The sequence below is a fragment of the Maritimibacter sp. genome (genome assembly GCF_016774595.1).
GTDB lineage: Bacteria > Pseudomonadota > Alphaproteobacteria > Rhodobacterales > Rhodobacteraceae > Maritimibacter > Maritimibacter alkaliphilus.
Map to the genome: position 1 here is coordinate 1235724 of NZ_JACBWT010000002.1, position 12179 is coordinate 1247902.

The 12179-nt window shown below is 65.4% G+C and carries 13 protein-coding genes; 5 read left to right on the top strand and 8 right to left on the bottom strand.

All coding sequences use genetic code 11. The features are described 5' to 3' along the window. Positions 1-60 precede the first annotated feature (60 nt). The 5 genes from HOY44_RS17195 to secG form a co-directional block, all read right to left on the bottom strand. A complete protein-coding gene (locus HOY44_RS17195) occupies positions 61-354 on the bottom strand; it encodes a DUF1330 domain-containing protein (RefSeq protein ID WP_287436397.1) in 294 nt (97 codons plus the stop codon). A gap of 1 nt (position 355) precedes the next feature. Beyond that, positions 356-1138: a 23S rRNA (adenine(2030)-N(6))-methyltransferase RlmJ gene (locus HOY44_RS17200; RefSeq protein WP_287436399.1), complete on the bottom strand. Its 783-nt coding sequence runs from the start codon at positions 1136-1138 to the stop codon at positions 356-358. A gap of 49 nt (positions 1139-1187) precedes the next feature. Continuing rightward, complete coding sequence (locus HOY44_RS17205; RefSeq protein WP_287436401.1) at positions 1188-2576, bottom strand: aromatic ring-hydroxylating oxygenase subunit alpha; 1389 nt, start codon at positions 2574-2576, stop codon at positions 1188-1190. A 167-nt stretch (positions 2577-2743) separates the two neighbouring features. Further along, complete coding sequence (gene pyrG / locus HOY44_RS17210) at positions 2744-4387, bottom strand: CTP synthase (protein WP_008329614.1); 1644 nt, start codon at positions 4385-4387, stop codon at positions 2744-2746. Between the two features lie 220 nt (positions 4388-4607). Then, positions 4608-4997 (bottom strand): preprotein translocase subunit SecG, encoded by a 390-nt coding sequence (gene secG / locus HOY44_RS17215; RefSeq protein ID WP_287436404.1) that lies wholly within the window; start codon positions 4995-4997, stop codon positions 4608-4610. Between the two features lie 174 nt (positions 4998-5171). On the opposite strand from secG, the gene HOY44_RS17220 reads away from it, so the two are divergent. Together HOY44_RS17220 and HOY44_RS17225 are read left to right on the top strand one after the other, a co-directional pair. After that, entirely contained in the window at positions 5172-6467 is a 1296-nt protein-coding gene (locus HOY44_RS17220) for an adenylosuccinate synthase (RefSeq protein WP_287436406.1), read from the top strand. Positions 6468-6521: 54 nt separating this feature from the next. Continuing rightward, positions 6522-6752 carry a DUF2842 domain-containing protein gene (locus HOY44_RS17225; protein WP_287436408.1) on the top strand — a complete coding sequence of 77 codons (231 nt, stop codon included), beginning with the start codon at positions 6522-6524 and terminating at the stop codon, positions 6750-6752. A 55-nt stretch (positions 6753-6807) separates the two neighbouring features. On the opposite strand, the gene HOY44_RS17230 is transcribed toward HOY44_RS17225, so the two are convergent. Then, complete coding sequence (locus HOY44_RS17230) at positions 6808-9075, bottom strand: hypothetical protein (protein ID WP_287436410.1); 2268 nt, start codon at positions 9073-9075, stop codon at positions 6808-6810. On the opposite strand from HOY44_RS17230, the gene HOY44_RS17235 reads away from it, so the two are divergent. Together HOY44_RS17235 and HOY44_RS17240 are read left to right on the top strand one after the other, a co-directional pair. Beyond that, positions 9065-9274 (top strand): hypothetical protein, encoded by a 210-nt coding sequence (locus HOY44_RS17235; protein ID WP_138424107.1) that lies wholly within the window; start codon positions 9065-9067, stop codon positions 9272-9274. The genes HOY44_RS17230 and HOY44_RS17235 overlap by 11 nt on opposite strands. 20 nt (positions 9275-9294) lie before the next feature. Continuing rightward, entirely contained in the window at positions 9295-9963 is a 669-nt protein-coding gene (locus HOY44_RS17240; RefSeq protein WP_287436412.1) for a thiamine diphosphokinase, read from the top strand. Position 9964: 1 nt separating this feature from the next. Here the strand turns inward: HOY44_RS17240 and HOY44_RS17245 are convergent, their stop codons facing one another. Beyond that, a complete protein-coding gene (locus HOY44_RS17245) occupies positions 9965-10318 on the bottom strand; it encodes a YbaN family protein (protein ID WP_287436414.1) in 354 nt (117 codons plus the stop codon). A gap of 102 nt (positions 10319-10420) precedes the next feature. Continuing rightward, on the bottom strand, positions 10421-11020 hold the full coding sequence (locus HOY44_RS17250; protein ID WP_287436416.1) for a hypothetical protein: 600 nt from the start codon (positions 11018-11020) through the stop codon (positions 10421-10423). 133 nt (positions 11021-11153) lie between these two features. On the opposite strand from HOY44_RS17250, the gene rpiA reads away from it, so the two are divergent. Next, complete coding sequence (rpiA, locus tag HOY44_RS17255) at positions 11154-11936, top strand: ribose-5-phosphate isomerase RpiA (RefSeq protein WP_008329627.1); 783 nt, start codon at positions 11154-11156, stop codon at positions 11934-11936. Positions 11937-12179 lie beyond the last annotated feature (243 nt).

A 12179-nucleotide genomic window follows, 5' to 3' on the forward strand; every position in this document is an offset into this window, starting at 1 on the left:
CCGGTTTCGCGACGCTTTCCAGCGTATGACTGTCAACTTTCGGGGATATGGCCCGGTTCCTCAGTCCTCATAGCCCTCGATGATGATGAGGTCGCCTTCGGACACCGGGTCGCGGATCGCCTTGGCGGCCTGATATTCCGGGCTGTCGTAGCAGGCGAGCGCATCGGCGTAGCTTGGAAACTCGATCACCACGTTGCGCGCCCGTGCGGTGCCTTCGGCGATCCGATGCTCGCCGCCGCGCACGAGGAAGCGGGCCTTGTACTTGGCGAAGGCCGAGGCGTTCGCGGCCACATAGGCCATGTAGGTTTCGGGGTCGTCCACGTCGACGCGACCGATCCAGTATCCTTTGGGCATGTCAGCCTCCCAAGCTGTCGAAGTTCTGTTTCAGTTTTCCCGCTTCGTCGGCCAGACCCCAAGGCGGGTTGAGCACGAAAAGACCTGAGCCGACCATGCCATGCCCGGGGCGTGCGGGTGGAAAGCGCACTTCGTTTATCAGTGCATCGGGGTGCTGGGTGGTGAGTGTGCGTACCATCCCGGTATGGCGGTCGTCGGTGAGGATCGGATACCACAGCAAAACAACGCCCACGGGCCACTTGCGCGCGATGTTCGAGATCGCCTTCGGCAGGGTGTCGTAATCCGATTTCAACTCCCACGACGGGTCGATGAGCAACACGCCACGTCGCGGATCGGGGGGCGTTACGGCCAGCGCCATCTCAATCCCGTCGCGCTGCTCGACTTTTGCGCCCAAAGGCCGCATGACTTGGGCCAGAGCAGCGCTTTCCTGCGGATGCAGATCGGCCAGCCGCAGGGAATCGCCCGGTCGCAACAGGTGCGCGGCGATCAGGGGCGAGCCGGGATAGGCGGTGGGGCCGTATTCGGCCGTCACCCAGTCGCAGGCGCGGGTGTAGGGGTGATCGGGGCCGAACCAGTCGGCCACGCGCCCGATGCCCGCGGCCGCTTCGCCCGTCTTGACGGCTTCTGGCGCGTCCAGCCGATAAAGCCCGCGTCCCGCATGGGTTTCGATGTAGGACAGCGGTTTGTCCTTTTGCGTCAGGTAGTCCAGCACCCATGCCAGAAGCCCGTGTTTGTGCACGTCGGCCAGATTGCCCGCATGGAAGATGTGTTGGTAGGACAGCATCCCTTGGCGTAACGCCTGCCCCAAGCGGCATCAAGGGGCGAGGCGATGGTCAGTCGGCCACGTATTTGCCGAGGGTCTGGTGGAAATGCCGGATGCGCTGTTCTTCGTAGCGCGCGAGTTCCACGACGCCGGTCGCGGAATTGCGCAGCCCGTCCTGCACAAGCCCGAGGTTCGAAATGTCCTGATCGATGACCGGGCCGAGCACGGGCAATTCCGGTGCCTCCGACCAGGGTGCGCCCGGTTCGATCCACCGCAGTTCGGCGGGGGCGGGGCGTGGCTTGCCGGCGGGGCAGCGCTTCAGGATCATGACCTCCATGATGCACGAATGAACGTCCATCCCGTTGGGGCGCCAGCGGTAGACGATGTTGGGCGCGAACCCGCCCCACGGCGCGAAGTTCGGAAAGACGTTGTAGACGAGCGCGTCCAGAACCTCGGCATCCGAGACGCCGGAATGGTCGGTGCCATAGGCCCGGCTGAACGCCGCGCGGGTCTTGTCGCCAAGGGTGCGGCGGGCCTGGATCGCGCCATCGTCCTTGGGGTCGACCGTCTGGGCCTCTTCGCGCATCCCGAGCATCTGCGCCACGATCTCCTGCTCCGACACGGCGCCCTCGCCCATATGCGGGCTGGTCACGCCGAAGGCGGCGAGGTTTCGGTTCACGTTGTCGCCGTAAAGGTCGTATTGCGCGCTGGCATCCGCGAAAAAGGGCAGGATCTGCGGGTGCGTGGCGATGACGTGGTAGCTTTCCATGAAAGCCTCCTGCGCCACCTTCCAATTGCATTGCATGACCCCGGCCAGATGCACGGATTTGTAGCAATCTTCGAGCCGCCAAGGGGCGAAATGCTCCGGCAGCACACCGAGGTAGTCGGCCAGCGGCGCGGCGTCCGTGTCGAAATTGATGAAGACGAAGCCGCCCCACGTACCCACCTGCACCTCGCGCAGGTGCGCGTCGTCGTCCGTCAGATGCGGGAAATCCCAGCGGCAGGGGATGCTTTTCACGCTGCCGTCAAGGTTCCAGGTCCAACCGTGAAACGCGCAGCGGATCGTCTGGGCCTGCCCGGCGTCGGCCCGAAGCTTGCGGCCCCGGTGCGGACAGGAATTGACGAAGCCGCGCACGGTGCCGCTTTCGGTGCGGACCAGCAGGACCGAGCGGTCCGCGATGTCATAAACGGTCTGATCGCCCGGCGCGGGAATGTCCTCGTCCCGGCAGGCCATCTGCCAGACCTTTTCCCACATCTCGCGCACCTCGCGCAGGAAATAGTCGGGCGAGGTGTAGCGGGCGGTGGGCACGCGGACGGTCTGCGGGTGATACGGCGCCACGTCGCGCAGGCAGGGCGAAGGCGGGTTCGTGTCCCGGTCCAGCACCATCTGATAGGTCGGGCGCGGACGGCCTTCGATGGTTTCGGGGTCGGCAAGGGGGGCTGGGGTTTCGCGGTTCATGGCGGGCTCCGTCTGCATCCGTTCATTGTCTCTTGTGCATACGGATAGCGCCTAATTGCATACAAAGACCTTGATCCAGATCAATCGCCCACCGCGCGTGGACACGAAAAAGGCCGCCGCACCCATCGGTGCAGCGGCCCTTGTCAGTTGGGCGGTTGCGGCCCGCGTCAAACGAGGCGTTCCTGCTCGATCGCCGCGCGGACGAAATCCGCGAACAGCGGCGCGGGCGCGAAGGGCTTCGACTTCAGCTCCGGGTGATACTGCACGCCGATGAACCACGGGTGATCCTGCCATTCCACGATCTCGGGCAGGCGGCCATCGGGCGACATGCCGGAGAAGCACAGGCCCTTGGCCTCAAGCTCCTCCCGATACTTGATGTCGACCTCGTAGCGGTGGCGATGGCGTTCCTCGATGGTCGTGTCGCCATAGACTTCGGCCACTTTCGACCCCTCTTTCAGCGTCGCGGTATAGGCGCCAAGCCGCATCGTGCCGCCCTTGTCGTCGGACACCTTGCGCTTGACGGTATAGTTGCCCTGCACCCATTCCTTGAGGTGGTAAACCACGGGCGTAAAACGCTTTTTCCCGGCCTCGTGGTCGAATTCCTCGGACCCGGCATCCTCGAGCCCGACGACGTTGCGGGCCGCTTCGATCACGGCCATCTGCATCCCAAGGCAGATGCCGAGGTAGGGCACCTTGTGCTCGCGCGCGAACTGGGCGGCGCGGATCTTGCCCTCGGTCCCGCGTTCGCCGAAGCCGCCGGGGACGAGGATCGCATGGTAGCCTTCGAGATGCGGGGCGGGGTCTTCTTTTTCGAAAATCTCGGCATCGACCCATTCGGTCGTGACCTTCACCCGGTTTGCCATGCCGCCGTGGGTGAGCGCCTCTTTGATCGACTTGTAGGCGTCTTCAAGCTGCACGTATTTGCCGACGATGGCGATTTTCACCTCGCCCTCGGCGTTGTGGATGCGGTCCTCGACATCTTCCCACCGGGTCATGTTGGGCGCGGGGGCGGGGCTGATCTGGAAGGCGTCGAGCACGGCCTGATCGAGACCGGCGCGGTGGAACGACATCGGCGCCTCGTAGATCGACTTGAGGTCGTAGGCCGGGATCACGCTGTCGGGGCGCACGTTACAGAACAGCGCGATCTTGGCGCGTTCCTTTTCGGGGATCGGATGCTCGGCGCGGCAGACCAGCACGTCGGGCGCGATGCCGATGGAGCGCAGCTCCTTCACGCTGTGCTGGGTCGGCTTGGTTTTCAGCTCGCCCGAGGCCGCGAGATAGGGGAGCAGCGTGAGGTGCATGAAGATGCACTGGCCGCGGGGGCGTTCCTGGCTGAACTGGCGGATCGCTTCGAAGAAAGGCAGCGCCTCGATGTCGCCGACGGTGCCGCCGATCTCGCACAGCATGAAATCGACCTCGTCATCGCCGATCTCGATGAAGTCCTTGATTTCATTGGTGACGTGCGGAATCACCTGAATGGTCTTGCCGAGGTAGTCGCCGCGCCGCTCTTTCTCGAGCACGTTGGTATAGATGCGGCCCGACGAGACGCTGTCGGTGGCGCGCGCCGCGACGCCCGTGAAGCGTTCGTAATGGCCCAAATCGAGGTCGGTTTCCGCGCCGTCGTCGGTGACGAACACTTCGCCATGTTCGAACGGCGACATCGTGCCCGGATCGACGTTCAGATACGGGTCCAGTTTGCGCATCCGGACGGAAAAGCCGCGTGCCTGCAACAACGCGCCGAGTGCCGCCGCCGTGAGCCCCTTGCCAAGGGACGAAACCACGCCGCCGGTGATAAAGATGTAACGTGCCATGTAAGGGCTGCCCCCGTGATTTTGGTTGGATGCGGTGCGCTCAGGCCGATTTGTCCCGGCTCAAAAACCCATCATCACGGGATTCCGGAATATCCGATTCCCGGTCTCAAGGCAAGCAGACCGCAATATGATGTGGCCGGATTTTCCGGCTTATCAACAGGTTGTAGTGTGGTGCGAAATCACCCCGTCCGGGTCACGGACGGGGTTTCGGGTGCCGCGCTTACTCGGCGCGCGGCGGGGCCACCGGGGCATCCGACGGCTGATCCGAATTCTGCGACGGCATCATGTCCGTCACGTCGGGCAGCGCCGGGGCGTCCGGGGTCGCGTCGCCCGCATCCGAAGACGGTGCGACGATCAGGTCGGTGACCGAACTGTCCGCCGAATTGCGCGCCGAGATGATCGTGAGACCAAGTGACGCGGCAAGAAAGGCGATCCCCAGAATCCAGGTCAGTTTGGAAAGCGCCGTGGCCGCGCTGCGCGACGACATCACGCCGCCGCCGCCACCGCCGCCGCCCATGCCGAGCCCACCGCCTTCCGAGCGTTGCAGAAGCACGACGCCGATCAGCGACAGCGCGAGCAGGAGAAGGATGACGAGCAGGACGTTTTCCATGGGACTTTAGCGGCCTTCCGGGGGTCAGTGTTCCGATGGGGCTATCTAGGGTGAACGGCGCGCCGTCGCAACCCCAAAGCCATGCCGAAATGCGGGCAGGGCGCGCGGGATTGGCCTTTCACCGGGGCGCGGGCTTCGCTATACGGGCGCGGGTTTACCGACAGAGGAAACGTCATGGCCAACGTAGTCGTCGTAGGCGCCCAGTGGGGCGACGAGGGGAAAGGCAAGATCGTGGACTGGCTCAGCGAACGCGCTGACGTCATCTGCCGGTTTCAGGGCGGCCATAATGCGGGCCACACGCTTGTCATCGACGGCACGGTCTACAAGCTGCACGCGCTGCCTTCGGGCGTGGTGCGTGGCGGCAAATTGTCGGTGATTGGCAACGGCGTGGTGCTGGACCCGTGGCACCTGCTGGGCGAGATCGAGACGATCCGCAAACAGGGCGTCGAAATCACGCCCGAGACGCTGATGATCGCCGAGAACACGCCGCTGATCCTGCCGTTCCACGGCGAATTGGACCGGGCGCGCGAAGAGGCCGCGAGCACCGGGACCAAGATCGGCACGACGGGCCGTGGCATCGGCCCGGCCTACGAGGACAAGGTGGGGCGCCGGGTGATCCGGGTCGCCGACCTTGCCGACGACGCGACGCTCGAGGCGCGGGTGGACCGGGCGCTTCAGCACCACAACCCGCTGCGCAAAGGGCTGGGCGTGGACGAGATCGACCGCGACGCGCTGATCGCGCAGTTGAAAGAGATCGCGCCCAAGATCCTCGAATACGCGGCACCGGCGTGGAAGGTGCTCAACGAAAAGCGCAAGGCGGGCAACCGGATCCTGTTCGAAGGGGCGCAGGGTGCGCTTCTGGATATCGACTTCGGCACCTATCCGTTCGTGACCTCGTCGAACGTGATCGCGGGTCAGGCGGCCACGGGCGTCGGCATGGGGCCGGGGGCGATCGACTATGTCCTGGGCATCGTGAAAGCCTATACGACCCGCGTGGGCGAAGGGCCGTTCCCGTCGGAGCTGTTCGACGCGGACGGCGACCGTCTGGGCACGCGCGGACATGAATTCGGGACCACCACCGGGCGCAAGCGCCGCTGCGGCTGGTTCGACGCGGCGCTCGTGCGGCAGACCTGCGCGATTTCCGGCATCAACGGCATCTGCCTGACGAAACTCGACGTGCTCGACGGGTTCGAGACGCTGAAAATCTGCGTGGCTTACGATCTGGACGGCAAGCGGCTGGATTACCTGCCGACCGCCGCCGACGAACAGGCGCGGTGCAAGCCGATCTACGAAGAGCTGGAAGGGTGGAGCGCGTCGACCGAAGGCGCGCGCAGCTGGGCCGATCTTCCGGCCGCCGCGATCAAATACGTCCGCCGGGTCGAGGAACTGATCGAGTGCCCGGTCGCGCTCTTGTCGACCAGCCCGGAGCGCGAGGATACGATCCTCGTCACCGATCCGTTCGCGGACTGATGCCGTAAGTCTGGATACCAGACCAAGGGCGCAAGCCCGATGAAAGGAGACGCCATGGCCCTGTCACTGAAAGCCCGCAAACGCTGGTCGCTGGTCGTTCTGCTGATCGGCCTGCCGCTGTGGATCATCGTGGCGGTCAACTTGGCCGATCTCATCAACCGCGATTCCATCCTCGTCGAGCTGATCGTGTTCGTCGTGCTGGGCGTGGCGTGGATTCTGCCGTTCAAGAAGCTGTTTCAGGGCGTCGCCGCGATGCCGCCCGAAGAAAAGCGCGACGAGGAATGAAAAACGGCGGGGTCCGACCCCGCCGTTTCCGACATCCCCATAACGCGGCAGCGTTTCACTCGTAATACAAACTGTCCTCAGACAGGACGAACTGGCCCCGGTTGACCTTGACGATCTGACCGGAGCGCAGGAGCTGGGCGAAACTCGCCAGCGCTTCTTCGCGCCCCGCGCCGGACGAGGAGGCGAGGGCGAGCGAAATGATTTGCGGACGTGTGGCCCAGGGACGGCCCACTTCCTGCGTGACGAAGGCGGTGGCCGCCTCCAACGTGTCTTCGATCCCTTCGACACCCAGATCGGCGGCGAAAGCGCGGAAGCCCGAGGTCATGTTGTCGCTGGCCTCTTCGCCCTCGTCTTCCTGCGCTTCTTCCGGCTCGTCCTGCATGGCGAGGTTCGATTTGCCCACGCGACGCGGGCGCACCGGGCGCACCGGACGGGCGGGTTTGGCGACGGCGGCCGGGCGCGCGGGCTGGGGCACTTCGGCTTCGGCCACGTCGGACTGATCCACACGCTGCTCGGACACCAGAACCAGCGGGGCGAGGCGTCGCTTGGGGCGGTCGGCATCGGCCTGCGGGCGGCGCGGACGCACGACACGAGCAAGGTCGTCGCGGTATTCGTCGTTGGTCAGCGGCGTCGGGTCGATCGAATCGAGCGCCTCGTCCACCTCGTCACGGTCGGCGCGCTTGGCCTGAACCGCGGCCTTGAGGTGCTGGATCGCATTGCGGCGACGGGTGCTTTCGCCGGTGGCGAGCTGCGAATTGGTCTTTTGCAGGATGCGGTCGATGGCGCGGTCGGTTTCGCCCATGTCCACATCCGCGAACGGCGCGGCCTGCGCCTTGCGGTCGTCCTGAATGCGATCTTCGGGCTCTTCCTCGGGCTCGATGGGCAGGGCTTCGCCGCGCACCATTTCGTCTTCATCGTCCGTGTCCGCGGCGTCGTCGGCCAGAGCGGCCTCGTCCTCATCGGCGTCATCGGCCAGCGCGGCGCGTGCGGCGTTGAAATCGTCCTCGTCGGCACCCGCCGTTTCGCGCGAGTCGCGCTCGACCTCGGCCAGCTCCGCGATCAACGCGGCCTCGTCCTCGGGCGTCAGCGTGCTTTCGCCGGGAACGGTGAAATCGTCCTCGTCCGGGTCGTAAGGCTTCTCGGTCGCCGTCGCTTCGATCTGCTGCGGGGCCGGGGTTTCGTCCTTGGCGAAGGGGCGGCGCACACGGACCACGCGGGCGATCGGGCGGCGCGGCTGGGTCGCCGGGGTCTGGGTCTGGGCGGGCACGATCACGGTCGCGGCCTCGGCGTCCCGAGCGGGCGCTTCGTCCTCGGCTGCATCCGGCGTTTCGGCGGCCTGCGGGATGTCTTCGTCCGCACCTGCGTCATCGGACGCGAAGTCCTCGGCAAAGGCGCTGAGGTCCAGCGGCGTTTCGTCCTCATCCTCGTCTTCGTCCGAGTCGAGGTCCGAGGCGGTCTCTTCGCTCACCTCGTCTGTCAGCGCCTCGTCCTCGAGCGCCGAATCTTCGGCCACCTTGCCGAGCAGAGCGGAAATGTCGTCATCCTCCTCAGACGCATCGTCCTCCGCCTGCGCTTCGGCGGGCGTGTCGTCTTCGTCGTCGGTGTCGATCGGCAGAACTTCGTCCTGTTCCTCGGCCAGCAGCGCCTCTTCGAGAATGTCGTCGTCGTCGCGGAAGTAATCGTCGGCGTGTTCGTCTTCCGAATAGTCGTCGGCGCTGACATCGGTGACGGCGTGGATGCGGCGGATGCGATCGGTCACGGACCCGGCGTCTGCCGCTTCGTCTTCGTCCTCGTCGGCGGCACGGCGCGCTTCGGCCTCGGCCTCGGCTTCGGCGCGGCGCTGTTCGGCTTCCGCTTCCGCCTCGGCGCGGCGACGGGCCGCTTCGGCTTCCGCCTCGGCCCGGCGGGCCTCTTCTTCCTCGGCCTTGCGGGCGGCCTCGGCCTCCTGCGCGGCGGCGTCCTCGGCGGCCTTTGCGGCAGCCTCTTCGGCGGCCCGGCGATTCTCGGCCTGACGTTCGACTTCGGCCGCGTGGCGTTCCGCCTCTTCCTCGGCGGCGCGGCGGCGGGCCTCATCGGCCTGGCGCTTGATTTCGTCGTCCACGGTCGGGGCCGCGGCACCGGTGAGCAGACCGGTCGCGGGCATCTCGTCGTCGGTGGCCTGACGCAGCACGACGCCGTGTTCGCTGACCCGAGCCTCGACGCGGCGCTTGACCTCGCGTTCGGCGATCTGGTGCAGCATCTCGGCATCCGGCTGCGGGGGTTCGGCCCCGAAATAGCGGTCATCCGCCGCAAGTTCGCGGAAATACTCGGCGATGGACTTCATCGTCGAGAACGGCTCATCGAATCCCTCCAGCGTGCAGCTGAAAGTTCCGTATGATACAGTGAGAATCCTGCTCGAACTCACCATCTCTGACTCGCTTTCTCCCCCGATCCAGCAGGGAATGGTTTACCATGCCCTGTCCCGCGAAATTGCACAAAACCGAGATAATCGCGGTATTTTTTCTGGTCCGAAATGTGGATAGTTTCCGACATGGATACAAAGATGGCCATAAATCCCGGTTTTTTAACCTATTTGGAAAAAGTCACCCTTCTGGGCGGCGGCGAGCTTGCCCCGGGCACGGTTTCCGAATTGTTGACGATCGCGCCGAATCTCGTCTGCTGTGACGGGGCGGCGGGCCGGGCGCTGGCGATGGGCCATGTGCCGGACGCGGTGGTCGGCGATCTCGACTCGATCGACGCGGAAACGCGCGCACGGCTCGACCCGGCGACGGTGCATTTCTCCGGCGACCAGGACACGACGGATTTCGACAAGGCGCTCCTCGCCATCGACGCGCCTTTGGTTCTGGGGGCGGGGTTCATGGGACGCAGGCTGGACCATGAGCTTGCCTGTTACAATGCGCTCGTGCGCTGGGACCGTCGCTGCATCCTCGTCGGCGATCATGACATCTGCTTTCATGCGCCCGTCTCGGTCCGGCTCGACCTGCCCAAAGGCACGCGGGTGTCGGTGTTTCCGCTGGCCGAGCGCACGGTAAACCTGCGCGGACTGGTCTGGTCGCATGAGGGCATCACCCTGTCGCCCCTTGGCCGGGTCGGCACGTCGAACGCGGCGGACGGGGTGGTTGAGATCGAAAGCTCCGGCCCCGGTCTGCTGGTCATCCTACCGGTCGGGCATCTGAACGCGGCGATCGAGGCGGTTCTGGCCATGCCGTGACCTAATCGGGACGGGTGAGGATGAAAACCGCCGCTCCGCCCATGCACAGCGCCTGAATGGTGATGAGCCAGCCGGACAGGCCCAGCACCACCGACAAAAGCAAGAGCGCCACCATCATCGACACCGCCAGCACCTTGGCCCGGCGCGAAATCGCGCCGCGATCCTCCCAATCCCGGATCGGCGGACCAAGGTGGGCATGGTCGATCAGCCATGCCCGCATCCGGGGGCTGCCCTTGCCGAAGGCGAAAGCCGCGACCAGCAGGAAAGGCGTGGTCGGCAGGCCCGGCAGAACGACCCCAAGACCGCCAAGGGCGAGCGCGGCCCAACCCAACAGGAGATACCCGAAACGTTGCATGGTCCGACCGTACCCTGTGCCGCTTGCCAAATCGTTCCCGTCCGAAAGACCGGACGATTCCGGCACCATGGCCCCATGCCGATGGGACGGCAAGGCCGCGCGTCACTCCGCCTGTGTTCGGGCAAGTCTCAGCCCGGCGGTATAGTGAATCTCGGGCCCGTCGTCGCGCGTGCGCCAGTCCCAGGCACCGAGCATCAGGTCGGCCGACAGGGCGACGAGCCAGGTGGTATGGGTGAATTGCCGACCGTCGTCCGACACCGTCTCGACCTGCGCCGCCAGCCGGGGAAAGCGCGACAGTGTGCAGCCCAAGGCCGCCTCCACATCCGCGCTGGATTGAGCGGCCTCGGGATCGTCGGGAAGCGTCAGGACCGGATCGCCGGACCAGCGCCACACCCCCTGACCGAACGGCATTTCGACGAAAGTGACCGGCGAGAGGGGCGCCACCATCCCGAACATCCTGAAGGCCCCGTCGACGACATAAAGCCGGACCGGCAGGCGCTTGATCTCGGACGTGTAGGTCGGCGTCTCTTCGGTGCGAATGCGGAACCGTGAGACGGTCATCGTCCAGCCGTCCCCCATCACGGCCTCGGGGTCGAGCTGCGCCGTATCGCAAAGCGACGCGTCCGGGCCCGGCAGCGTGCCCTCGGCCATCGCGGGCGCGGCGGCGGACAGGGCAAGGGCGGTCAGGGCGGCGCGAAACATGGCGATCTCCGGATCGGTGAGGAAACCATAAGGCCGCGCGCCGAATGAGGCCAGTCTTCGCATCGCAATCGGCTCTCGCCCCGCCCGCAGCGATTGCCTATAAAGCCTGCGAACGCAGCGCAGGGATCCGCCCATGTCATCCAACCTCTCGCCCATCGACACCGCCAAATTCGTCGCCGCCAAGCGTGCGGTGGATTTCGTCGAGGACGGAATGCGCGTGGGGCTGGGCACCGGGTCGACGGCGGCCTGGATGGTGCGCTGTCTGGGCGAACGCGTGCGTGAGGAGGGGCTCCGGATCGCCGGTGTCCCGACCTCGACCCGCACCGCGGAATTGGCGCGCCAGGTCGGTATCCGCGTGATCTCGCTGGACGAGGCGCGCTGGCTCGACCTCACCATCGACGGCGCGGACGAATTCGACATGGACCTCAACCTCATCAAGGGCGGGGGCGGCGCGCATCTTCAGGAAAAGATCGTGGCGACGGCTTCGGACCAGATGATCGTCATCACCGATCCGTCGAAACAGGTCGAACACCTCGGCTCGTTCCCGCTGCCGGTCGAAGTGATTCCGTTCGGATGGCAGACCTCGAAAGCCCTGATCGAGGAAACGCTCGCCTCGCTCGAGGTTCTGGGACAGACCAGTGCCCTCAGGATGAACGGCGAGGCCCCCTTCGTCACCGACGAAGGCAACCACATCATCGACCTCTACCTGCAACGCATCGGCAATCCGCGCCAGCTTTCCATGGTCCTGAACCAGATCCCGGGCGTGGTCGAGAACGGGCTGTTCATCGACATCTGCGACAAGGTCGTCATCGGGCATCAGGACGGGCGCGTCGAAGTCATCGACATCAACGAAGGCACGCATGACGAGGGCCTCGTCGAATTCGCCGAAACCGAGAACCTGTTCTCCGATATCTGATTTCGGATTTCGCTTGCGCGAAATCCGACCCGGGCGAGAGGGCGCTGCCCTCTCGCGCTCTCCCGAGGTTTTTTGAAACAGAGAAGACATAGGCGCATCGCGTCCCTCTTCTCTGTTTCGGGAAACCTCAGGGGGTAAGGGCGCATTTGCCTGCAAATGCGACCAGGGGGACTGGTCCCCCTCACCGCGACGGCCTGCCGAAGGCGGGGCGGCGCAATCCCTGTGCCGGCGCAAGCCGGCTCC

What these genes read in the sequence shown, in the direction of transcription:
- HOY44_RS17220 (WP_287436406.1), top strand. Translation starts at nt 5,172, where the DNA reads ATGGCCAACGTAGTCGTCGTAGGCGCCCAGTGGGGCGACGAGGGGAAA.
- secG (WP_287436404.1), bottom strand. Translation starts at nt 4,997, where the DNA reads ATGGAAAACGTCCTGCTCGTCATCCTTCTCCTGCTCGCGCTGTCGCTG.
- HOY44_RS17195 (WP_287436397.1), bottom strand. Translation starts at nt 354, where the DNA reads ATGCCCAAAGGATACTGGATCGGTCGCGTCGACGTGGACGACCCCGAA.
- HOY44_RS17235 (WP_138424107.1), top strand. Translation starts at nt 9,065, where the DNA reads ATGGACTTCATCGTCGAGAACGGCTCATCGAATCCCTCCAGCGTGCAG.
- HOY44_RS17200 (WP_287436399.1), bottom strand. Translation starts at nt 1,138, where the DNA reads ATGCTGTCCTACCAACACATCTTCCATGCGGGCAATCTGGCCGACGTG.
- HOY44_RS17205 (WP_287436401.1), bottom strand. Translation starts at nt 2,576, where the DNA reads ATGAACCGCGAAACCCCAGCCCCCCTTGCCGACCCCGAAACCATCGAA.
- rpiA (WP_008329627.1), top strand. Translation starts at nt 11,154, where the DNA reads ATGTCATCCAACCTCTCGCCCATCGACACCGCCAAATTCGTCGCCGCC.
- HOY44_RS17225 (WP_287436408.1), top strand. Translation starts at nt 6,522, where the DNA reads ATGGCCCTGTCACTGAAAGCCCGCAAACGCTGGTCGCTGGTCGTTCTG.
- HOY44_RS17240 (WP_287436412.1), top strand. Translation starts at nt 9,295, where the DNA reads ATGGCCATAAATCCCGGTTTTTTAACCTATTTGGAAAAAGTCACCCTT.
- pyrG (WP_008329614.1), bottom strand. Translation starts at nt 4,387, where the DNA reads ATGGCACGTTACATCTTTATCACCGGCGGCGTGGTTTCGTCCCTTGGC.
- HOY44_RS17245 (WP_287436414.1), bottom strand. Translation starts at nt 10,318, where the DNA reads ATGCAACGTTTCGGGTATCTCCTGTTGGGTTGGGCCGCGCTCGCCCTT.
- HOY44_RS17230 (WP_287436410.1), bottom strand. Translation starts at nt 9,075, where the DNA reads ATGAAGTCCATCGCCGAGTATTTCCGCGAACTTGCGGCGGATGACCGC.
- HOY44_RS17250 (WP_287436416.1), bottom strand. Translation starts at nt 11,020, where the DNA reads ATGTTTCGCGCCGCCCTGACCGCCCTTGCCCTGTCCGCCGCCGCGCCC.